General features: G+C 38.9%; 21 protein-coding genes and 1 pseudogene. 16 read left to right on the top strand and 6 right to left on the bottom strand.

Annotated features, from left to right (window positions below):
• Positions 1–200 precede the first annotated feature (200 nt).
• The 3 genes from L656_RS0118500 (at position 201) to L656_RS0118490 (ending at position 1171) form a co-directional block, all read left to right on the top strand.
• Positions 201–458 carry a type II toxin-antitoxin system Phd/YefM family antitoxin gene (locus tag L656_RS0118500; protein WP_024600297.1) on the top strand — a complete coding sequence of 86 codons (258 nt, stop codon included), beginning with the start codon at positions 201–203 and terminating at the stop codon, positions 456–458.
• Complete coding sequence (locus L656_RS0118495; RefSeq protein ID WP_024600296.1) at positions 446–763, top strand: type II toxin-antitoxin system RelE/ParE family toxin; 318 nt, start codon at positions 446–448, stop codon at positions 761–763. Before L656_RS0118500 ends, L656_RS0118495 begins: the two co-directional genes overlap by 13 nt.
• 198 nt (positions 764–961) lie before the next feature.
• On the top strand, positions 962–1171 hold the full coding sequence (locus tag L656_RS0118490; protein ID WP_024600295.1) for a zinc ribbon domain-containing protein: 210 nt from the start codon (positions 962–964) through the stop codon (positions 1169–1171).
• Positions 1172–1443: 272 nt separating this feature from the next.
• Here the strand turns inward: L656_RS0118490 and L656_RS0118485 are convergent, their stop codons facing one another.
• Positions 1444–1782, bottom strand: a complete 339-nt coding sequence (locus L656_RS0118485) for a zinc ribbon domain-containing protein YjdM (protein WP_024600294.1) — start codon at positions 1780–1782, stop codon at positions 1444–1446.
• A 303-nt stretch (positions 1783–2085) separates the two neighbouring features.
• Here L656_RS0118485 and L656_RS0118480 point away from each other — a divergent pair, with 303 nt between their 5' ends.
• From L656_RS0118480 to L656_RS0118470, 3 genes are read left to right on the top strand one after another with little or no spacing between them, the layout of a single operon-like run.
• Positions 2086–3480 (top strand): RimK family protein, encoded by a 1395-nt coding sequence (locus L656_RS0118480; protein WP_024600293.1) that lies wholly within the window; start codon positions 2086–2088, stop codon positions 3478–3480.
• Positions 3481–3484: 4 nt separating this feature from the next.
• Complete coding sequence (locus tag L656_RS0118475; RefSeq protein WP_024600292.1) at positions 3485–4597, top strand: GNAT family N-acetyltransferase/peptidase C39 family protein; 1113 nt, start codon at positions 3485–3487, stop codon at positions 4595–4597.
• A gap of 8 nt (positions 4598–4605) precedes the next feature.
• Positions 4606–5118, top strand: coding sequence for an MgtC/SapB family protein (locus L656_RS0118470; protein ID WP_024600291.1), 513 nt, complete (start codon positions 4606–4608; stop codon positions 5116–5118).
• A gap of 15 nt (positions 5119–5133) precedes the next feature.
• On the opposite strand, the gene L656_RS0118465 is transcribed toward L656_RS0118470, so the two are convergent.
• A complete protein-coding gene (locus L656_RS0118465) occupies positions 5134–6360 on the bottom strand; it encodes a sensor domain-containing phosphodiesterase (protein WP_024600290.1) in 1227 nt (408 codons plus the stop codon).
• An 88-nt stretch (positions 6361–6448) separates the two neighbouring features.
• A complete protein-coding gene (locus L656_RS0118460) occupies positions 6449–7459 on the bottom strand; it encodes a GlxA family transcriptional regulator (RefSeq protein ID WP_024600289.1) in 1011 nt (336 codons plus the stop codon).
• 126 nt (positions 7460–7585) lie between these two features.
• Here L656_RS0118460 and L656_RS0118455 point away from each other — a divergent pair, with 126 nt between their 5' ends.
• Together L656_RS0118455 and L656_RS0118450 are read left to right on the top strand one after the other, a co-directional pair.
• A complete protein-coding gene (locus L656_RS0118455; RefSeq protein WP_024600288.1) occupies positions 7586–9493 on the top strand; it encodes a beta-ketoacyl synthase in 1908 nt (635 codons plus the stop codon).
• 191 nt (positions 9494–9684) lie between these two features.
• Positions 9685–10710 carry an energy transducer TonB gene (locus tag L656_RS0118450; protein ID WP_024600287.1) on the top strand — a complete coding sequence of 342 codons (1026 nt, stop codon included), beginning with the start codon at positions 9685–9687 and terminating at the stop codon, positions 10708–10710.
• A 105-nt stretch (positions 10711–10815) separates the two neighbouring features.
• On the opposite strand, the gene L656_RS0118445 is transcribed toward L656_RS0118450, so the two are convergent.
• Positions 10816–11232 (bottom strand): MgtC/SapB family protein, encoded by a 417-nt coding sequence (locus L656_RS0118445; protein ID WP_024600286.1) that lies wholly within the window; start codon positions 11230–11232, stop codon positions 10816–10818.
• A 213-nt stretch (positions 11233–11445) separates the two neighbouring features.
• Here L656_RS0118445 and L656_RS0118440 point away from each other — a divergent pair, with 213 nt between their 5' ends.
• The gene (locus L656_RS0118440) at positions 11446–12960 is read left to right on the top strand and encodes a BCCT family transporter (protein ID WP_024600285.1); all 1515 of its coding nucleotides are present in this window, start codon (positions 11446–11448) and stop codon (positions 12958–12960) included.
• A gap of 75 nt (positions 12961–13035) precedes the next feature.
• Positions 13036–13410: a hypothetical protein gene (locus tag L656_RS0118435; RefSeq protein ID WP_024600284.1), complete on the top strand. Its 375-nt coding sequence runs from the start codon at positions 13036–13038 to the stop codon at positions 13408–13410.
• Here L656_RS0118435 and fghA read toward each other — a convergent pair.
• Together fghA and L656_RS0118425 are read right to left on the bottom strand one after the other, a co-directional pair.
• Complete coding sequence (gene fghA, locus L656_RS0118430; RefSeq protein WP_024600283.1) at positions 13364–14206, bottom strand: S-formylglutathione hydrolase; 843 nt, start codon at positions 14204–14206, stop codon at positions 13364–13366. The genes L656_RS0118435 and fghA overlap by 47 nt on opposite strands.
• Positions 14207–14272: 66 nt before the next feature.
• Positions 14273–15394: an S-(hydroxymethyl)glutathione dehydrogenase/class III alcohol dehydrogenase gene (locus tag L656_RS0118425; protein WP_024600282.1), complete on the bottom strand. Its 1122-nt coding sequence runs from the start codon at positions 15392–15394 to the stop codon at positions 14273–14275.
• A 133-nt stretch (positions 15395–15527) separates the two neighbouring features.
• Between L656_RS0118425 and L656_RS0118420 the strand changes: the two genes are divergently transcribed.
• The 6 genes and pseudogenes from L656_RS0118420 (at position 15528) to gdhA (ending at position 22008) form a co-directional block, all read left to right on the top strand.
• Complete coding sequence (locus L656_RS0118420) at positions 15528–16400, top strand: LysR family transcriptional regulator (protein WP_024600281.1); 873 nt, start codon at positions 15528–15530, stop codon at positions 16398–16400.
• Between the two features lie 147 nt (positions 16401–16547).
• Positions 16548–17767 (top strand): annotated as a pseudogene (locus L656_RS01000000122430) (lipoprotein-releasing ABC transporter permease subunit).
• Positions 17760–18458: a lipoprotein-releasing ABC transporter ATP-binding protein LolD gene (gene lolD, locus L656_RS0118410; protein WP_024600280.1), complete on the top strand. Its 699-nt coding sequence runs from the start codon at positions 17760–17762 to the stop codon at positions 18456–18458. Before L656_RS01000000122430 ends, lolD begins: the two are co-directional and overlap by 8 nt.
• Entirely contained in the window at positions 18448–19692 is a 1245-nt protein-coding gene (locus L656_RS0118405) for a lipoprotein-releasing ABC transporter permease subunit (RefSeq protein WP_024600279.1), read from the top strand. The genes lolD and L656_RS0118405 overlap by 11 nt, the downstream gene beginning before the upstream one ends.
• A 117-nt stretch (positions 19693–19809) precedes the next feature.
• Positions 19810–20283 (top strand): DUF1456 family protein, encoded by a 474-nt coding sequence (locus L656_RS0118400; RefSeq protein WP_024600278.1) that lies wholly within the window; start codon positions 19810–19812, stop codon positions 20281–20283.
• Positions 20284–20655: 372 nt separating this feature from the next.
• Entirely contained in the window at positions 20656–22008 is a 1353-nt protein-coding gene (gene gdhA, locus L656_RS0118395) for an NADP-specific glutamate dehydrogenase (protein ID WP_024600277.1), read from the top strand.
• Positions 22009–22011 lie beyond the last annotated feature (3 nt).

Below are 22011 nucleotides of genomic sequence, written 5' to 3'. Positions count from 1 at the left end.
CTTTTATAGCGTAACGTGGTGTGTACTTCAATTTGTACAAAGGCATATAATGAGAAGTACCTAATAGTTTAAAAGTGAGCAGGGTTGACGTTAGGTGCTCCCTTTTTAATTGATTTTAGTGGTTATACAGCCTCGTTAGTTGTATTTCCCAAGTTGGCTACTCGGTGCTACTATAGTGATACATTTGTTTGGGGATTATTATGAGAGTAGAACTAGTAACAACATTGAAGCGTCAAGCAACGAAGATATTATCTGAACTTCATTCCTCTAAAGAACCTGTGTTGATAACTGAACATGGACAACCATCTGCATACTTAGTAGATGTTGATGATTATGAATTTATGCAAAAGCGTATGCAAATTCTTGAGTCTCTTGCAAAAGCAGAGCAGGCAATAAGTCGTGGTGAAACCATGTCGAATGTTGAAGCTAAAGATAAAATGAATAAATGGCTGAAATAATTTGGACTAATCCAGCTTTGGATGATCTTAACGATATCGCTGAATATATCGCATTAAGCAATTTGCAGTCAGCGAAAACATTGGTTTCCAAAATATTTGAAAAAGTTGAACGTCTCGAACTCTTTCCTGAATCAGGTAAAAAACCAATTGAGTTAGCTAACCTAAATTATCTTGAACTGGTCGTGAATCCTTGTCGTATATTTTACAAAAAAGATAACGATAAAGTATATATTTTGCACGTAATGAGACAAGAACGAGACTTACGAAAATTTTTGTTGCTAACGCAATATACAGCTAACAAGTAGGTAATCCCTGAGTGAAATTAGTATGACCCCCATACTAATTATTATAAAAAGCAATTATTAAAAAGCCATCCAAACATCTATCAAAATTCCAACTTAACCAATATAAGAACTAAATTATGGTTTGTTTATTAAAAAAATTGCTACACACGTTCCTTAAGTGTTTAATATACCGTACATAAATAATATGGAGGTTGAAATATGAGACATAACAATTGGTCTTGCCCTAAGTGTAATAATAACGAATTTGATACCGGTGAAATAAGAGTTTCGGGTGGCTTTTGGTCAAGAATTTTTGATGTTCAAAATAAAAAGTACACCGCTGTGACATGCAGTCGATGTAGTTTTACTGAATTTTATAAAGGTTCATCATCAACACTTGGTAACGTATTTGATTTCTTTACTGGGTAATTAAAGCTTAAAAAGCACCTTAACTGAAATGTAAACTGATCAGTTCATGAGATACCTCCTCATTAAGGTGAGGAGGTTAAATGCTTCAACACCCCTAAGCGATAATTCGCCTTATTAAATGTAGGTGGACCTTTAGATATACACTAACTAATAGCAGTTAAACAAAATCAATTACACGCACTAATAATAGGCTTCAATAATAGACCATAAGGCTTGGATGAATTTATTTTTATGATTTTTCATCTAACATCCTATATTTTAAATATCCAATTTTAGGTAGCTTTTTTCACAAACTTCGCTGTTACCATCATTTCGCCAATACCATCTACTTTACAATCAAGTTCGTGATCTTTTTTATCAAGCACTCTTCTAATGACCGCTTTGGTGCCAATTTTAATTACTTGCGAGCTGCCTTTAATTTTTAAATCTTTAGCTACTGTCACTTTGTCGCCATCATTAAGCACAGTGCCGTTGGCATCTTTAACTAAAATGGCGGCTTCATCGTTTATATTATTTGGGTTCCACTCATGAGCGCACTCAGGGCAAATAAGCAGTTGTTGGTCTTCGTAAACATATTCACATTGGCATTTTGGGCAAGCAGGCAGCGACATTTTTAACTCTCTTAAGGTATTGTTTTGGGTATTTTAATCGGCATTAGTTGGAAAATATAGTTAATCAATATTTTTCATCTTCACGCTAAAAATATCTCGTTTGTGCGTTTTTAAAAAAGGGCATATAAAGCACATGTCGCTTAAGCAATTTAAGCGCTAACTCGTACAGTAGGTACCTGTTAAAGCACCCATCATATTAAGTGATTCGCGCAATGCCCACTTAGTACGATGGGTGTTTCTATTTATAATGCTTAGTATTTTACTAAGCATGCTTTTTATATTTTGACTTAACTAGGAAAAGTCGTGTTTAAAACCTTAATTGTGGTTGATAACAACGAGCAAACGCTTGCTCAATCGTTCGAAAATGTAATTACGTTTAATACCTACTTACGTGATTACCCAAAACAAAATGAACCAAAAACACGCATTATTAATCTGTGCGACTCAAGCCAATACTTGAGCAAAGGTTACTATTGCTCATTACTTGCAGAGGCGCGCAAGCACCAAGTTTTGCCAAGTGTAAAAACAATAAATGCACTTCGTAGTGGTCAAGCCCCTATATTAAATGTGGGCCAAATAGATGGCACACTTTACTTTGGTAATACACAAAACGATTTACAATCAAAAGCGGCAAAGTCGGTATTTAAACAATACCCAACGCCTATTTTATTTGTTGATGAACAAGGCTTATTGCAACAAGGGTCTTTATCGTCTTTAAGCGAGCAGCAGTACAGCGAATTTGTAGCCAAACTAGATAACTTTACTAAAACGCAGTGGCGTATTGGCTCAGTGCAACGTCGTTTTAGATGGGACATGGCAATACTTGTTGATCATAACGAAAAAGTACCGCCGAGTGATAAAGACGCCATTGCACGTTTTATTAAAGCAGCGGCTAAACACGGTATTAATGCACAAGCATTAAGCTTTGACGAAATTGATAACATTGCCCAGTTTGATGCGTTATTTATTCGCCAAACTACAGCGATTGACCATCCAACGTATCGCCTTGCAAGCAAAGCGCAAAGCCTTGGTTTAGTGGTTATTGACGATGCTGAGTCTATTTTACGTTGTTGTAATAAAGTGTATTTACACGATGCGTTTAATTACCAAAAAGTGCCAAGTTTAAAAACGGTTGTAGTGGCTGATCAAGCAAATGAAACGCTTGAGCAATTAGAAGAAGCGTTTACGTATCCGCTTGTTTTAAAAATGCCTGAAGGGTCCTTTTCAAAAGGTGTGTTTAAAGTTTCAAACCGTGATGAGCTTGCCGCTAAGCTTACAGAGCTGTTTGAATATAGCGCATTAGTGCTTGCACAAGAGTACATGTATACCGAATACGATTGGCGAGTGGGTGTGTTAAATGGCCGTGCAATTTATGCATGCCGCTATTTAATGGCGCGTAACCATTGGCAAATTTATAACCACGACGCTAAACGGTTTTTCTCTGGTGGCTTTGAAACCTTGCCAACCTTTGAGTTACCAAAAGCGGTATTAGATGCAGCATTAAAAGCATGTAAAACAGTGGGTAGGGGTTTATATGGCGTAGATGTTAAAGAGCATCAAGGCAAAGCATACGTGCTTGAAGTAAACGATAACCCAAGTATTGATCACAAGGTAGAAGACGGCTATTTAGGCGATGAGCTATACATGATCATTATGGATGAATTTAAACAACGCTTAGAAGCACGAGGTCGTGGGTAATAACATGAGCAACCTTGTTATTCGAAAAGCGCTTAGCAGTGATTTAAATGCACTGATTGACGTTGAAAATGCCTGCTTTAATAATGATAAATTGAGCCCGCGCAGTCTAAAACGCTGGCTTAGTGCAAAACACGGTATTTTACTCGTTGCAGAAAGTGGCGAGCAAATATGCGGCTATGGGCTAGTATGGTGCCATAAAGGGACTCGCTTAGCGCGTTTATATTCGCTTGCTGTAAAACCTACAATGCAAGGTAAAGGCATTGCAAAAGCACTGCTTACTAGTCTAGAAAAAGAAACGTGTGAGCGGGCTCGTATTTACCTTCGTTTAGAAGTGGCTGTAAATAACGAAGGTGCGATTGGGCTTTATCAAAGCTTAGGCTACAGAGTGTTTGGTCAATACAGCGATTATTACGACGACCACAGTGACGCACTACGAATGCAAAAAAACATTCGACAAACAAGTGAGTTAAAAGTGGCGTGTTTAACGCCGTGGTATCAGCAAACTACCGAGTTTACGTGCGGACCTGCTGCACTATTAATGGCAATGGGGGCACTTGAGCCAACTACTGAGCTTAGCCAATCACATGAGCTAGCACTTTGGCGTGAAGGTACCACTATTTTTATGACATCGGGTCATGGTGGTTGCCATCCGTTTGGTTTGGCACTTGCCGCTCATAAGCGTGGTTTTAAAAGCGAAGTAATGGTTAATACCACCGAGCCTTTGTTTTTAGATGGCGTACGCAACGAAAACAAAAAAGTGGTACTTGCCACCGTGCATCAACAATTTGTAGATGGTATTGCACAAGCAAATATACCGCTTACACATAAAGATGTAGAGCTTGAGCATATTGAGCAGTGGTTAAGTAAAGGCTTTAGTGTGCTGTTATTAATTAGCACATATAGTTTTGATGGTAAAAAATCACCACATTGGGTGTGTGTTACGCACCTTGATGAGCATTGCGTGTATGTTCACGATCCGTTTTGTGAGCCCGGTAACGATAAACAGCTCGCAATAGATTGCCAGTATGTACCTATTGCACGAAGTGATTTTAGTAAAATGTCAGCGTTTGGTAGCCAACGTTTAAGAACTGCGGTGGCTATAGCTAATAAAATATAAGGTTAACAGTGACTTTTTTAGATTTAATTGATGTAGCCCCGTATTCGTGGGCAGCTATTGGTACTGCGGCTTTTTGCGGTGCCATTATTGGTATAGAGCGCCAATTGCGCGGCAAACCTGTAGGTATTCGTACATCAGCCCTAATAACCTTGGGTACGTATTTGTTTTTATCCACTGCGTTTAATTTACAAGGGGATGTGATAGATCATTCTCGTGTAGTTGGGCAAATAATTACAGGTATTGGCTTTTTAGGGGCTGGTGTTATGCTCGCAAAAGATGGTGCGGTAGTTGGTGTAACCTCTGCTGCAACCATCTGGGTGCTTGCATCAATAGGCGTTATGATAGCGACTGAAAACCTTGGCGCTGCGATAAAGCTCTCGGTGCTGGTGGTCGGTATTTTATACGGTGTAGACGTACTCGAGGCTAAATTTAAAAGCTTAAGCAAAGGCGTACACACTAAAGTAAAAAACTATCAAAAACGCTATTATCGAAAAGAATTTAACGACTCAGAACGCCACTAAAAGTGGCGTTTTTTATTAAAGCCTGACTGTTTGAAATTGAATAGCGTCTTCAAGCGGGGCAGGGCGGCCTATAAAGTAGCCTTGCACGTTATCAACGCCCAGCTTTCTCAGCGTACTTAATTCTTCTTGATTTTCTATTCCCTCTGCAACTATTGAGCAATTAATTGCTTTGGCAAATCCGCATAGTGCCTTAGCTAATAAAAACTTTCTACGATCTGTATTTATATTTTGAGTAAGGCTTATGTCTAACTTAATGATATCTGCCTCTAATTCTAAAATATGCTGAAAAGATGAAAATCCAGCACCTACATCATCGATAGCGAGTTTTACACCTCGGTTTCTTAATGGTTGAAGTGCGGTTCGCATCGCTTGGTAGTCTAAAATAGGTGAATGTTCAGTCACTTCTAAAATTATTCTATTACAATCGATGCTTTGTAATACTTTGTCTATTGAGCCTGATAAAATATGCTGAGGTGAAGTGTTGATAGTGATATAAGCTTTTTCATCAAATTTATCCAAGCAATGTAATGTATTTTGTATAGCAAGTATCTCTAATGCTTCTCCTAGACCTAGCTTTTCAGCATCTTTAAACCAAATGTCAGGTGTTTTATAGGGTTCAATAAAAAAGCGTGACAGAGACTCATAACCCGAAAGTTGATTGGTTGATAAATTAAATATGGGCTGAAAATAAATCGTAATATCGTTTGTTTTTATAATATTTTCAATAAGCGACTTTGACTCATTATTTAAAATGTTAGATTGGACATTTTTTTCGATTAACTCCGTAGCTATTTCAGAAATTAACCTAAGAAATGACAAATCTTTATCGTTCAAGGTATTATCTAATATGGTTTTATAACAGCAAAAAGTGCCATAAACTTTTCCTGTAGATAACACAATAGGTACACCTATATAAGAGCCAATATTTAGCTTTTCTGTAACTGGCATGTTACGGGTTATAGGGTGCTCAAGAGTATTAGGAATTATTTGTTCTAGCTCGTTATCGGATATTTTTTTACAGTAAGTTTCGCAAATTGGATCTGAATTACCCACGGATACGCAGGTATTTGTAGTTTGGTTATCTACCACTTTAAAAACGCGATCATTATTGGTGAATTCTGAAATAAACGCGACTTCCATGCTCAAATGTTTTCGTACGAGTGAAAGTAACTTTAATAACTTTGATTCAATAGAAGCATCGCTTTGTGGATCAAAAAGGTGCTTACTAAGTTTATCTTTCATGCAGTTACCTTGGTATGGCATAAATTATATTATTGATAAGAGTATAATTTATGTATAAAAAAATGCCAATTTAGAGTGCCGTCGCTGGTTATCCAAATAACTTTCGTCTAACTACTTTTCTGTAACCACTGGGTGTTTGGCTTAATACTTTTTTAAACACGCGTGTTAAATGCCCTTGGTCGTTATATCCCACTTCTAAAGCCACTTCTTGAATTGATAAATTTGATGATGCTAATAACTCTTTCGCACCTTCTACGCGTAATTGTTGCCAATATTCAATAGGACTTTGATTAGTTGCTGCTCTAAAACGGCGGGTAAAAGTACGGTAGCTCAAGCTAAATTGGGCAGCGACTTCTTGCAGGTTTAGCTCGGTGGCTAAATTGGTTTTTAGCCAAAACTGAATTTGCGCAATTAGCTCATCGGGGTGACGGTCTACTGCACCTTCTAAATAGCGTTGATCTTCGTAGGGTTTGCGTATTTCGTGCGAAAAATTACGCTCTACATGTTGAGCGGCTGCTTTTGTATAGTACTGACTAATAATATGTACGATCACATCTGCAAGGGCATTGAGACTCGCTACGGTATACATACGCTCTGATTGGGTTATAAAAAAGTCGGGTTTTAAACGCACTAACGGATAGTCATGGCTAAATTGATTGGCGTAGTGCCAATGTGTGGTAGCAGGGTGCCCATCAAGTAAGCCAGCCTCAGCTAATAAGCAGTTGCCAGTACCTACACCAATTATATTACTGCCTGCGCTAAAGCTTTCGCTTAGCCAATCAACTACGTCTTGATTTGTACGCACTACTGGGCGCGGGTTTCGCCAAATACCCGGGACTATAATTAAATCGCTGTAGGGCGCATTAGTTGTTATGCAATCAGGAATTATCGCAAGGCCTGCGCGAGTAGCTATAGATTCTGCATTTTTAGCCACTAAATTTATAGCAAGCGGTCTAAAATTTTGCTTATTAAGGTGGCCTTTAGCAAAGGCCTCGCCGGCTCTTAGCATCTCAATAGGTAGCGTTAAACTAGTCACTAATAAATGCGGATATACCGCTATAGCAATGTTTAGTGGTGGATTAGTGTTTTTTTCAGTCATGTAAATGCTCCGACCAGTACTTTTTGGCCTTTTGTGCTGAATATTTGGCTATTAAAGCACAATGCATGGTACGTAATCCATTTAAACTGCGTGTTCATCTTATAACACGTTTTTTAAAGGTAAATTATGACTGCATTACCCGTTATAGTAGGCATGGGTGGCATTAACGCCGCTGGCCGTACTTCTTTTCATCAAGGTTATCGCCGTATCGTGTTAGATAGTTTAAACGCTAAAGATCGCAGTGAAACATTTTTAGGCCTCGCCACACTGATGAATCTAGTAAGCGTTGTAAACGGCCAATTACAAGATACACAAGGTAATAATGTTGAGCAAAGCGACATAGAAGCACGCTTTGGTGAGCAAATTATTGCCGGTACACTTATTCGTAAAATTGAAAAAGAACACTTTGATGCAGATGCCACACCGTGGCAGCAAAAAATGACGCTAAACGCATCAAGCGATAACGCAATTGTGTTTGAAACTCGCGCTCGCGACTTACCGGTACCTGTTCCAGCTAGCTGGCAAGTTGAAGAACTTGAAGGCAAAAAAGTAAAAGTAACTATTGCAGCCGATTTAGATATTAAGCATGACTCAACACGTGATAATCCAATTAAATCTGCAGGGCAATTTCCGACTGGGTTTGATCCGTCTGTTATGTATAACAGCCGCTATCAGCCTCGTGGTTTGCAAGCGACTATTTTTGCAGCTACCGATGCGATTAAATCAACAGGGCTTGATTGGCAACACATTATGAATAGCGTTGAGCCAGATAAAATTGGTACTTATTCAGCATCGGTAATTGGCCAAATGGACGACAAAGGCCTAGGCGGTTTAGTTAAAGCACGCCAACAAGGCGACCGTGTTAGCACTAAGCAGTTAGCACTGGGCTTAAATACAATGTCTACCGATTTTATTAACGCGTATGTTACGGGCAATGTGGGAACTACGTTTTCGACCTCGGGCGCCTGTGCTACGTTTTTATACAACTTACGCGCAGCAGTAAACGACATACAAGCAGGGCGTACACGCGTTGCGGTTGTCGCAAGTGTTGAGTGTGCTATTACACCCGAAGTGATTGAAGGCTTTGGTAACATGAGCGCACTTTCAAATGTTGAAGGTTTGCGCCGCTTAGATAACTTATCACATGATGAAGAACCAGATTATCGCAAAAGTAGCCGCCCGTTTGGGGATAACTGCGGCTTTACATTAGGTGAAGGCGCACAAGTTGCTATTTTAATGGACGATGCATTAGCCCTTGAATTAGGCGCTGACATAATGGGCTCTGTGCCGGATGTATTTGTAAATGCAGATGGTATAAAAAAATCAATTACGTCACCTGGTCCTGGTAACTACATTACCATGGCTAAATCGGCTGCTTTAGCAACGAGCCTTTTAGGCAAAGAAGCTTTGCAAGAACGTAGCTTTATTTTAGCGCATGGCTCAAGTACACCGTTAAACCGCGTAACAGAGTCGCTGATATATCACAAAGTGGCACAAACGTTCGCTATTGATAATTGGAAAGTGACAGCGCCTAAAGCCTATGTTGGTCATACTATAGCTCCTGCAAGTGGCGACCAATTAGCGATAGCTCTCGGTGTATTTAGTCACAACATTATGCCGGGCATTACCACAATTGATAAAGTGGCTGATGATGTTTACACCGATCACCTTGATATTCGTAACAGCCATTACGAATGCAGTGAAATGGATATAGCTTTTATAAATTCAAAAGGCTTTGGCGGTAACAATGCAACAGCAATAGTACTTTCACCAAAAGTGACAATGCAAATGCTCGCTAAGCGCCATGGCGATGACGTTATGACTAGTTACGCTCAAAAAAATGTGGCAATTAAAGCCGCTCAACAAACGTATCAAGCTCAAGCTGATTTAGGCCAATATGAGCTTATTTACCGCTTTGGCGACGGACTTATTGATGACAATGACATTGTAATAGACGAGCAAAGTATTAAGTTACCAGGCTTTGAAAAAGCAATTACGTTTAGCACAACAAATTCCTACCAAGATATGTTTTAAGCACACATACTTGTTAGCAAGGCGCTTTTTAAGCGCCTTTTTTAATGCCTAAAATATATGTAGCTATTAGATTATTTTTGTTATCCCCCAAATTTAGCTTATTAATTGAACTTATTTTTTGTGTTTATACTTGCTTTTATGTTGATCGTTTGTTTCTATTATATAAACACTATCTAGGATGGATAAAACCAATGAAAAAACTCATATTAGCGCTTTCTTTAACTTCTGCTTTTACTCAACTCCCTGCTTTTGCAGACGACTTTGTTCCTGCAGAAGTGATTAATAAAAACTACGATCAGCTCACTAATACTTCCTCACGCGCTTCGAGGTTAGAGGGGATTAACTTAAGCAGTTACGTGGTCGATAAAAGCGGGCAGGTTAGTGATATAGAAATTGTTGCTACGGTCGGGCAAAAAAAGTACCAAAGAGAAGTAATGGATTACGTATCTAAACTAAATTACAAAAGCGCAAAATTAAATGGTGAGACTATACCTGTAGCAAAAACTATTACTGTAAGCTCACAAAATTTACATGTTGGGTTTTCAAACGATAAGGCATCGCGTGGCTTTTTTAATGATTATGAGCAAGCTAGTAAATTAATCGATGAAAAGAAATACGATGAAGCTAAAAGCCTCATTGATGAACTAGAAAATGAACATACCAAAAATACGGTTGAAATTGTTTTACTTGCGTGGCTTAAAAGCCAGCACAGTTATTTTGTACAAGATTGGAAGAGCTTTGATCAGCATATCAACGAAGCGTTCTTATTTAGAGGTAACTTACCTGATCAAATTCAAAAACGTGTGATTAAAAATGCTTTACAGTGGTTTATATCAAAGCAAGATTATGTACGAGCCTATGATGCAATAGATGCACTAGGCAATATTGAATCTATAACTTTTACAGATCAAAATAAGGAACAGTTGTTAACCCAAGTGAACGATATTTATAAAAACTCGGGAGATATTGAACAACAATTTAGTTTAGCTTCAGAGCAAGCTGTAATGCCTATGATGTCGAAGTCTGAGGTTAAATTACAATCAGAATTACCACTGAGCAAAGTGCAACTTAGATGCGAAAACAAAGTCGTTGACTATGACACTAATACCATTGATAAAATTGTTATTTCGAAAAATGATTTACGTTGTGGATTATTAATAAAAAGCGCTCAAGCACAAACAATTACACTTAAGCAAAGCGGTGAAAGTTTTTTATAAAAATGTAACTCCCCACATATAAATTATGGGGAGTTATCGTATTAATAAGTATTGGCTATTCAAACAATGCATTGAAATTTTGCTGCAATACTTATTAAAAAACTATCACTTAAACTTTTTTACATACCTAAGCGTTATAAAATTAATAATGGCAAGTAAAATGGCTATTTCGTAACGGCTGTACGCAACAGCAATACCTATTAAGCCCATATTCCAAATACTGGCTGCGGTTGCAGTGCCTGAGGTCGTACGGTTATTTTTTAAAATTGCGCCACCGCCAATAAAACCAATACCAGTAATTATACCTTGCAACATTTTAGATTGAGCTTCTGCACCATCTAAAACCGACATAGCAATAAGTGCATACCCGCATGATGCTACCGCAACAAGCGGAAAGGTTCTAAGCCCTGCGCCATCATGACTACGCTCTCTGTCGTAAGCCATGGGTAGTGCAAGTAGGTAAGCAATACCTAAATGTATTAAATTATCGATGATTTCATTCCACTGTAAATCAATTTCCATTATTGAGCCTGTGCTGGTTAATTTTGTTAATAATAAGCAAACAGCAAGCCATGGTATAAATGGTTAATAATCAATGGCTTATTTTTGATATCTGCATTTAATAAGAATTATTGAAGAAACTTTTACATGTTTTTATTACTATTTTACGCAATAGTTAATTTGATCTGAGTTTTAAAGCCTCGTATTCTTTTATCCAGACTAAAAGACACCTATGTGAATCTCTTGCCTTTAAATAAAACATTAAGCACACCCACTAAGCTTGAAAAAACAGCCTTACTATTTTGCGTTGGGTTATCTGTTATTGCTTTTTTATTTCCTGAATTACTCACAGAGCACTTACAACCCGCTATTAATAAAATTTTAGGTTATTTAGGGTCGCCATTTTTTATATTGGTAAACTTGTTACTTTTTTCTGTGATAGCTATTGCTATAAGCCCATTAGGGCAACGAAAAATAGGAGGATCGCAAGCACTTGTTGAGTTTAGTACCTTTGGTTGGTTTTCTATGTTGTTTGCAGCAGGAATGGGCTCAGGACTAATATTTTGGGGAGTAGCAGAGCCTGCACTACACACGGTTAACTCGCCTTTAAAGCAAAGCTTGTATCCTAACCACCAAACAAGTGGTTTGGCGCTTACCTTAGTTAATTGGGGCGCGCATGCATGGGCGCTCTATGCAGTATTTGGCTTAGTATTAGGTGGGTTTACTCGCAATAGTGGTAAAGCGGGCGATATTAGTGCGCCTGTGATCAGTGCAACTAAGGGCGTTATTAATCGGGCTTGGCAATTACAGCTGAGCTTTAGCATTAAATTAATTGCCATACTTGCAATATTTTTTGGTGTAGTGGGCACAATTGCTAATTCAACTTTATTACTGCGTAAAGGGCTCGAGCTTGAGCTAGGGGTTGAATCGGCTTTATTTTCGGGGTTTATTATTATTTTTTTAATTGCACTACTTTACACCATTTCTGCAAAGCTGGGGCTTAAAAAAGGCATTCAAACTCTTAGTAAGTTTAATATGTTTTTAGCCTTTGCACTTATAGCATGGCTATTAATTTTTGTGCCTATACAGCCAATTATAGACATAGCGATAGGCGGAACATGGGATTACATTCAGCTTATAACCACAGGAACATGGCAGTATGAAAGCGTACTTAATGACCCCGCATGGGCAACAGGTTGGACATACAATTACTATTTTTGGTGGTTAGCTTGGGGCCCGTTTGTTGGTGTTTTTTTGGCAAAAATTAGCCAAGGACGGCCGGTTTGGCAATACATTTTAGGTGTTGTATTTGTACCAACCTTTGTGACTATTATATGGTTTAGTGTGTTTTCGGGCTCTGCAATTTCCTGGGATCAAACGCACAATGCAGGCATTTTAGCGGCTATTAAAGCTGATTATACACAAGGGCTGTTTGTATTTTTCGAGCAATTAGGGTGGCAAGGCGGTCTATTAATTTGGTCAAGTTTATTGCTTTTACTCATTTTTGTAGCCACATCAGCAGACTCTGCTGTTTTGGTAATTCGTGAATTAAGTGGTGCAAGTGAAGCTCAAACATGGAGTTTGTATGCTTGGTCGTTTGCACTAGGGTTATGCGCTTTTGTTTTGTTAGTACAAAACAATGAACCATTAAACAGAAGCGTTGCTATTATTGGCGCGCTTCCTTTTTTGATTATTTTTATTTTACAGCTGGTGGGTTTTACAAAAGAGTTTATAAATGAGTTCAGGTAATTATGCCTACATATTTTTACAGAGTTAAAATAAAAAGCGTATACAATTTAGGTAATATTTTGATTAGGATGAATGATGAGAACGTTTATTGTATTTTTGTCAGTTTTTTACCTTTGTGGCTGCACAGTTGCCGGCGCTATTATTGACGGCCAAGCACAATCTCAGGCGCGTAATGATAAAAATAGTATTAGCCCTGCGCAGTCAACACCTTATAAAAACCCACTAGAGCCAGTACCCTCAGATAAAAACGGATTTAACTTTACTGATATGGGATTAAAGATAGATTCGGCTCTTGTTAGCCTAGTAAAAGGGGAAAGCACTACAACGCAAGTATGTAGGCAGGTCACTAAAAGTCTAAAAGAGTGTGTAGAGGTAGAAAAGTCATCTCTACACACTACTGAGTCTAAGCAGTTAAAAACTGATGATGAAATAATAAGTGTTGGTCAATAAAGCTGCTAATAAAAAAGTAGCTATGATCGTAGCCGGCTTGCATTTCAAGTGTAAGCGGGTAGCCTTTTTTATCAGCAATAGCGACTAGGTTTTGTGGCTTAAGTTGCTCTTGTAAAAAGCCATCAGCATCACCTTGACTCACTAACATGGGTAAGTAATTAACTTGCTCTGCGTTTTTCATTAACTCGCAGCTGTCATATTGTGACCAAAGCGCTTTATCATTTCCTAAATAACCAGTAAATGCTTTTACACCCCAAGGGCATTCAATCGGATTTACAATAGGGCTAAAAGCCGAGGCACTTACAAACGCAGTCGGGTTTTTAAGTGCAACCATTAATGCACCATGCCCGCCCATAGAGTGACCGCTAATTGCTTTTGTGCTTGTTACCGGAAAATGTTGTTCTATAAGTGCTGGTAACTCACTAACAATATAATCGTACATATTAAAATGGGTGTTGTAAGGAGCTTGCGTAGCATTTACGTAAAAGCCAGCACCTTGAGCAAAGTCGTAGCTGTCTTCGTTGGGTACGTTTTCGCCGCGCGGGCTAGTGTCAGGCGCTACAATAGCAATACCCAGCTCGGCAGCTTTTTTAAATGCGCCGGCTTTTTGCATAAAATTTTCGTCAGTACAAGTTAAACCTGATAGCCAATAAAGTACCGGTACTTTGTTGGCTTCACTTGCGCCAGGGGGTAAAAATACGGCAAAGCGCATAGTGCAATGTGTACTTTGCGAGCTGTGAGTATATTGTTTATGCCAACCGCCAGACACTTTTACACTTGAAATATTTTCTAACATACTTAATCCTTAAAGCCGTAAACTTAGAAGTATTACGGCTCATTATTAAACGTATTTAAGCAAATATTAGTAATGAATTACTGTACGAATGCTTTTACCTTCGTGCATTAAATCAAATGCTTCGTTAATATCTTCAAGGCCCATTGTATGGGTAATAAAGTCGTTAAGAGCAAATTCTCCAGCCATATAACGCTCTACTATTTCAGGTAGTTGTGAACGACCCTTAACGCCACCAAATGCACTGCCACGCCATACACGCCCAGTTACCAGTTGAAACGGACGGGTTGATATTTCTTGGCCAGCACCGGCTACACCAATAATTACCGATTCGCCCCAACCTTTATGACAACACTCAAGCGCTGAGCGCATAACATCAACATTACCAATACATTCAAACGAGTAGTCAACGCCACCGTCAGTCATTTCAACAATAACTTCTTGAATTGGCTTGTCGAAATCTTTTGGATTAATTAAATCAGTTGCACCAAGTTTTGTTGCTAAATCGAATTTAGTGGTGTTTATATCAACACCAATAATACGACCCGCACCAGCCATTTTTGCGCCAATAATGGCTGATAAACCAATGCCGCCTAAGCCGAATATAGCAACCGTGTCGCCAGGTTTTACTTTAGCTGTGTTTGTAACTGCGCCCATTCCTGTTGTTACACCACAGCCGAGTAAGCAAATCTCTTCTAAAGAGGCTTCTTTATTTACTTTAGCGAGTGAAATTTCTGGCAATACAGTGTACTCAGAGAACGTTGATGTACCCATGTAGTGGTAAATTGGTTGGCCGTCTTTAAAAAAGCGTGTTGTGCCGTCTGGCATTAGGCCTTTACCTTGTGTTTCGCGTACAGCTGAACATAGATTAGTTTTACCTGAAGTACACATTTTACATACGCCACATTCAGCAGTGTATAGAGGAATAACATGGTCCCCAACTTCAACACTGGTTACGCCTTCGCCAACGGCATAGACAACACCAGCGCCTTCATGGCCTAAAATAGCAGGAAATATGCCTTCAGGATCTTCACCCGATAATGTAAATGCATCGGTATGACATACACCAGTAGCGATAATTTTTACCATTACTTCGCCTTTTTTAGGCATCATTACATCAACTTCCTCAACACTAAGTGGTTGATTAGGACCCCAAGCAATGGCAGCTTTTGATTTAATAAATTCAGACATGTTTTTATTTCCTTTAACTGGCTATTAAAAAATAATTGTAGACCCAATTTGCTTGGGTGATGCGCGTATTGTATTTGTTTCTCAAACAATGATAATCTCTGATTTATTAAAACACTTTTACAGTATGGTAATAATGGCGCGTTGGGATGGGATAGATGAGTTTATAGCGGTAGGTGAAGAGGGCAGCTTTACCGCAGCTGCTAAAACGCTAGGGCTTTCGGTTGCGCATATTAGCCGCCATGTAACATCGCTTGAGCAACGTTTAAATACTCAACTTTTAACCCGTACAACCCGTAAAGTTGTTTTAACTAAAGAAGGTGAAGTGTACCTACATCAAATAAAGCACTTACAACACGCTATGGACGAGGCAACTCAAGGTCTTGCTCAACAACAAAGTACACCAAAGGGTAAAATAAAACTCACCGCCCCTGTTATGTATGGGGAAACGTTCATTATGCCCATAGTGCATAATTTTATGAAGGATCATCCCGAGGTCGAAGTTATTGCCACATTAAGTAACGAGCAAGAAAACTTGTTAGAGGGCGGCTTTGATTTAGCAATAAGGTTAGGGCATCTAAAAGATTCAAGCTTAAAAGCGCGCAGGTTAAGTGCAAGGCGCTTTATTATGTGCGCGGCACCACAGTATTTAACTCGATTTGGTGAGCCGCATACTTTAGGCGAGCTAAACAGCCATGAATGTTTAATTGGTAATAGTAGCTACTGGCGCGTAAACGAAAATGGGCGTGATAAACACATTAAAATAGCGGGGCGGCTACAGTGTAATAGTGGTTGGGCGCTGGTGGATGGCGCAAAAAAGGGGCTTGGTATTGTACAGCTCCCAGACTACTACATTGGCAACGAAATTTCCTCTGGGGTACTGGTCCCTATTCTAACGGCTTATCAACCACAGCAAGAGGGTGTATGGGGCGTGTATCCACCAAGGCAGTTTGTGGCCACAAATGTACGCGTTTTACTCGATTATTTAGTTAAAGGGCTTAAAACTTAACCACGAGTTAATGGTTAAATACATATTGCTTTAAATATAGCCAAGTATCAGATTTTTAAATTATTTCTTACATTTTATGCCATACCCAAAGGCACTTTTTTCGTGCTACTATTGCTCAATACTTTTAGGATAAGTGTTAAAAATAATATGTTTCAACCGGTTAGCTTATTTATTGGGCTTAGATACAGTCGCTCCTCTAAGGGAAATGCGTTTATATCCTTTATATCGTTTTTTTCTATTGCCGGTATCGCTATTGGTTTAATGGCTTTATTTACGGTCAGCAGTGTAATGAATGGCTTTGAAAATAGCTTAAAAACGAACATGCTAGGGCTTATTCCTCACGTTGAAATAAAAGCGGAAGCACATACCGCTACACAAATGAATGACTTAAAAACCGATCTCGAACAATCTCCCTATGTTGACCATGTAAGCTTATATCGCCACGGCGAAGCTATTTTACAAACTAATAAAGATTTACACGGCGTGTTACTGCAAGGCCTTTACGACGATAACGGCTCTTTATATAAAATTACCGACAAAATAGTGCAAGGCGATTGGAAAACCGTACTTAACAAAAACTACAGTATTGCTATAAGCCGTTATTTGAGTCGTAAATTAGGCGTTAGCGTGGGTGATAAGCTACGCGTTATTATGCCTAACGCTTCAACTTATACGCCACTTGGGCGAGTACCTAGCCAGCGTTTATTTAAAGTTGCCGCAATATACGAAACCGGCTCTGAAATCGATATGGCACTTGCGTTTACCAGTGGCGCTTCGCTGCAACGCGTGCTTAAGCTCGATAAAAACACAGCCCCTAATTTAAGTATCTCGTTGCATGAACCGTTCGAACTAGATGAATTTATTGAAGCAAGCCAACGTATTTTAAAAGATCACAATTACAGTGATTGGCGCAGTACCCAAGGTACTTTATTTGCAGCCGTTGCTATGGAAAAGCGCATTATGTCTATGTTGCTTGCACTTATTGTATTGGTGGCTGTATTTAATATTGTATCGGCATTAACCATGATGGTAAGCGAAAAACAAGGCGAGNGGTAGCCATATTGCAAACGTTAGGTTTAACGCCTTCGCAAGTACAAAAAGTATTTATGGTGCAAGGCTTATATAACGGTGTAATAGGTACTGCAATAGGTGCGTTTTTAGGTGTGATATTTAGTTTGTATATAAATGAGTTACTAGCATTAGTAGGTTTAAACTTACTGGCAGGTATAGAGCTTCCGGTAAAATTTGATATTTTAAGTTTAGTAATAATAGCGTTTGCCAGTATTGCTATGAGCTTTTTAGCTACCTTGTATCCTGCGCGTAAAGCCGCAAAAGTAAAACCAGCAGAGGTATTACGTTATGAATGATTTAGTGATTAGTTGTGAAAATTTAAGTAAAATTTATCAAGACGGCAACAACCAAGTTGAAGTATTAAAAGGTGTTGATTTAGCACTTCAGCAGGGCGAAATGCTCGCGATTGTGGGTAGCTCTGGTTCTGGTAAAAGTACGCTTTTACACATACTTGGCACATTAGATACCGCAAGCTCAGGTAGCGCTAAAATCAAAAACCAAGAAGTTGCCAAGCTTTCGCGAACAGAGCAAGCCGCATTTAGAAACCAAAATTTAGGGTTTATCTATCAATTTCATCATTTATTAATGGAGTTTAGCGCGGTAGAAAACGTAGCTATACCATTATTAATTAAAGGTTTAAGTGCAAAAGAGGCCAAAGTACAAGCGCTCGATATGCTCGAAAAAGTAGGCCTTGCACATCGCAGCTCGCATAAACCGTCTGCGCTTTCTGGTGGAGAGCGCCAACGCGTGGCTATTGCCCGTGCACTGGTTACAAAACCTGCGCTTGTGCTTGCTGATGAGCCAACCGGTAATTTAGATAAACAAAATGCGATTAAAATTTACGATTTAATTAACGAGCTAAACCAAAGTTTAAACACGAGTTTTGTAGTGGTTACACACGATTTAGAGCTTGCCGATAAGCTGGGTAAAATAGCGTATTTAGATGATGGAAAACTAGCTATTAAAGAGTCGCAGTATGTTGCTTAGTGCATTTTTAAGTAAACGCTTTAGAGCTTACTCAGGCCATAAAGACGAAAAAAACGGCTTTGTTAGTTTTATCGCTAAAGCATCGACTATTGGTATTTTATTAGGTGTCGCGGTTTTAATTGTGGCGCTGTCTGTAATTAATGGCTTTGAGCAGCAACTAGTACACCGCTTACTAAGTGTTGTACCGCAGGTTGAATATGTAGCACCAAGTAGACCCATCGCGAATTGGTCGCAAAAGGTTGAGGATTTACAAACACAACCGCATGTAACAGGGGCTGCGCCATTTATTGCTGTAAATGGGATGGCGCAATATAAAAGCCAGTTAAAAGCAGTTGAAATTCGTGGTATAGAGCCATCGCTTGAGAGTAATGTATCGGCGGTAAACCAGTTTACCAGTGGTAAATTAGTGAGCCAGTTAGGCTTTGATAACGTTATCTTAGGCAAGCAAATAGTAAAACAGTTAGATGCCAAAGTAGGCGACAACATTACGTTACTTATTCCGCAAATTAGTCAAAAAGGTCAGTCGTTATTAGCGCCGAAACGCGTAACACTTAATCTTGCAGGTGTTATAGAAATGGGCGGGCCGATTGATAGTACCGCTGCGTTTATACATATTAACAAAGCGCAGCAAACATTGGGTTACGACGAGACTCAAGTCACAGGGCTGCGATTAAGTGTTGATGATGTATTTTCAGCGCATCAAATAGCGTTAAAAGTGGGCCAAACTATTGACGACTATGTGTATATTTCTAGTTGGTTCAGAACCCAAGGCAGCCTGTATCAAGATATTCAAATGGTACGTACCATTGTTTATATTGTGGTGTTTTTAATTATTGCAGTAGCTAGTTTTAATATTGTGTCTTCCTTGGTGATGGAAGTGCGCGAAAAACAAGGCAATATTGCTATTTTAAAAACCATGGGCGCGAAAGACAGCACTATTTTAGCCACCTTTGTAATGCAGGGCTTAATGCAAGCATTTGTAGGCGTGGCACTAGGAACACTAATTGGGGTGGTGTTAGCGCTTAATATAAGTGAGCTTTTTACGTGGATAAGCCAATTATTTGGAGCCAATCCGCTTGAAGGTGTTTATTTTATAGAGTTTTTACCAAGTAAATTAGTACTTGAAGACATTGGTATTACAATAATTGTTACGTTTGTGCTTGCGATACTTGCAACTATTTATCCTGCATGGCAAGCAACGCGCGTAGATCCTGCCAAGGTGCTAGGTAACTAGGTATATGAAGCTTAAATAAAAATTAATAGGGTGGTATTAGTAAACCTGTTAAACTAGGTGCTTATTTAAAATTAAGCAATAACTGCTTGGTTGCTATACCTCACTTTGGGATTTACTTTGACTAATAACGATATTTTACGCCGCATTCGCTACACTTTTAACTTAACTGATACTGCTATGGTCAATGTTTTTGCATCAGCAGAGCATGCTGTTACCAAAGAGCAAGTAATTGCATGGTTAACTAAAGAAGGTGAAGAGGCTTTTACCCCAATAAGTGATACTGAGTTTGCTAGCTTTTTAAATGGGTTTATTAATACCCAACGTGGCAAACGCGAAGGTGAGCAGCCAGAGCCTGAGAAAAAGCTAAATAACAATATTATCTTTATGAAGCTACGTATTGCTTTAAACATGAAAGCAGAAGATGTTATAGCAACACTTGCACTTGTTGATTTTGATTTAAGTAAACATGAGTTAAGTGCGTTTTCTCGAAAAGTAGATAACAAACATTACCGTGTTTGTAACGATCAAATATTACGCTTGTTTTTAACCGGCGTACAAAAGCAGCACCGTCCAGAAGAGTCTGCTGAGTAACTGGTTTTAGCTAATTAGCTTTTAGTTAATGGGTTTTTTGCGAGCGCAATGCAGTATAAAGCCCATTAATTGTTATATTTTTAAACAAACCCACACCTAACTAATACTTCTAAAATTCCCTTTTGAAAACATTACAATTTAGCTTGTACGAATACTTACGTACAGCTGTGAATTTAAATTCATCTTTAATAAATAAAAATCAAGATTCCAATCAAAAATAATTCAAGTGCTGCACGTTAAACATCTTAACTTTCCATGCTAAGGTAACAGTTAATTATATTAAATTAAGACCTTAAAGCATGAGTCATAAACTTGATCACGTTTACTTTAACATTTGATAAATACTTTTATTATTTACACGGAAGAATAATTATGAATTATATCCATAGTACAATTGCACAATTAAAAAATAGTAGTCCTGCCCAGTGTGAGTTTTATCAAGCTGTTGAAGAAGTGCTTGAATCACTCGAACCGATCTTAGAAAACTCAGAAAAATACAAAAAAAATGCCATTATTCAACGCTTAGTAGAGCCCGAACGCCAAATTATGTTTAGAGTTCCTTGGGTTGATGACGAAGGCAATATTCAGGTAAATAAAGGCTACAGAATTGAGTTTAACTCTGCACTTGGCCCCTATAAAGGTGGCTTACGTTTTCACCCAAGTGTAAATGCCAGCATAATTAAATTTTTAGGGTTTGAGCAAATATTTAAAAATGCTTTAACAGGTTTACCAATCGGTGGTGGTAAAGGCGGGGCAAACTTTGATCCAAAAGGGCGCTCAGATGCTGAAATAATGCGTTTTTGCCAATCATTTATGAGCGAGCTCTATCGCCATATTGGCCCTACAACCGACGTACCCGCTGGAGACATTGGAGTAGGGGCGAGAGAAATAGGCTACCTGTTTGGTCAATATAAACGTTTAACTGGTCGCTATGAAGGCGTTTTAACAGGTAAAAGCTTATTGTGGGGTGGATCGCTTGTACGAAAAGAAGCCACGGGATACGGCGCTGTTTATTTTGCTGACTACATGCTGCAAGCGCGCGGTGATAGCCTACAAGGTAAGCGCTGCTTAGTCTCGGGCGCAGGTAATGTTGCTATTTATGCTATGGAAAAACTTTATCAAATGGGTGCAACACCAGTAAGTTGCAGCGACTCTCGTGGCACTGTATATCATGAGTCGGGTATAGATTTAAATCTTATTAAATGTTTGAAAGAGCAATCGCGTAATTGCTTAAGCGTATACAAACAAACTCATCCTGATGCTATTTATATTACTGTAAATGACTACCCTAAAGATGGGCATGCTGTTTGGCGCTTTAATGCTGACGCTGCTTTTCCGTGCGCCACACAAAATGAATTAACACAGGCAGACGCTAACGCATTATTATCTGGCGGCTGTTTATTAGTAAGTGAAGGCGCAAACATGCCTTCAACTAAAGAGGCTATTAATAGCTTTATTGCTGCAAAAATTGCGTATGGGCCAGGTAAAGCCGCAAATGCTGGCGGCGTTGCAACAAGCCAATTAGAAATGGCACAAAATGCGAGTATGCAAAGTTGGACCTTTGAAGAGGTTGACGAGAAACTAAAGCAAATTATGAAAAATATATTTGTGACAGCCAACGATACCGCTACAGAATTTGGTGAGCCAGGAAACCTTTTATTGGGTGCTAATATTGCAGGCTTTAGGCGCGTTGCCGATGCAATGATTGAGCAAGGCGTAGTATAAAAA

Origin of the sequence: Pseudoalteromonas sp. TAE56 (assembly GCF_000497955.1) — a bacterium.
Lineage (GTDB): Bacteria > Pseudomonadota > Gammaproteobacteria > Enterobacterales > Alteromonadaceae > Pseudoalteromonas.
Note: the sequence above shows the minus strand (reverse complement) of the source record. Positions and strands in the feature narration are given on the sequence as shown.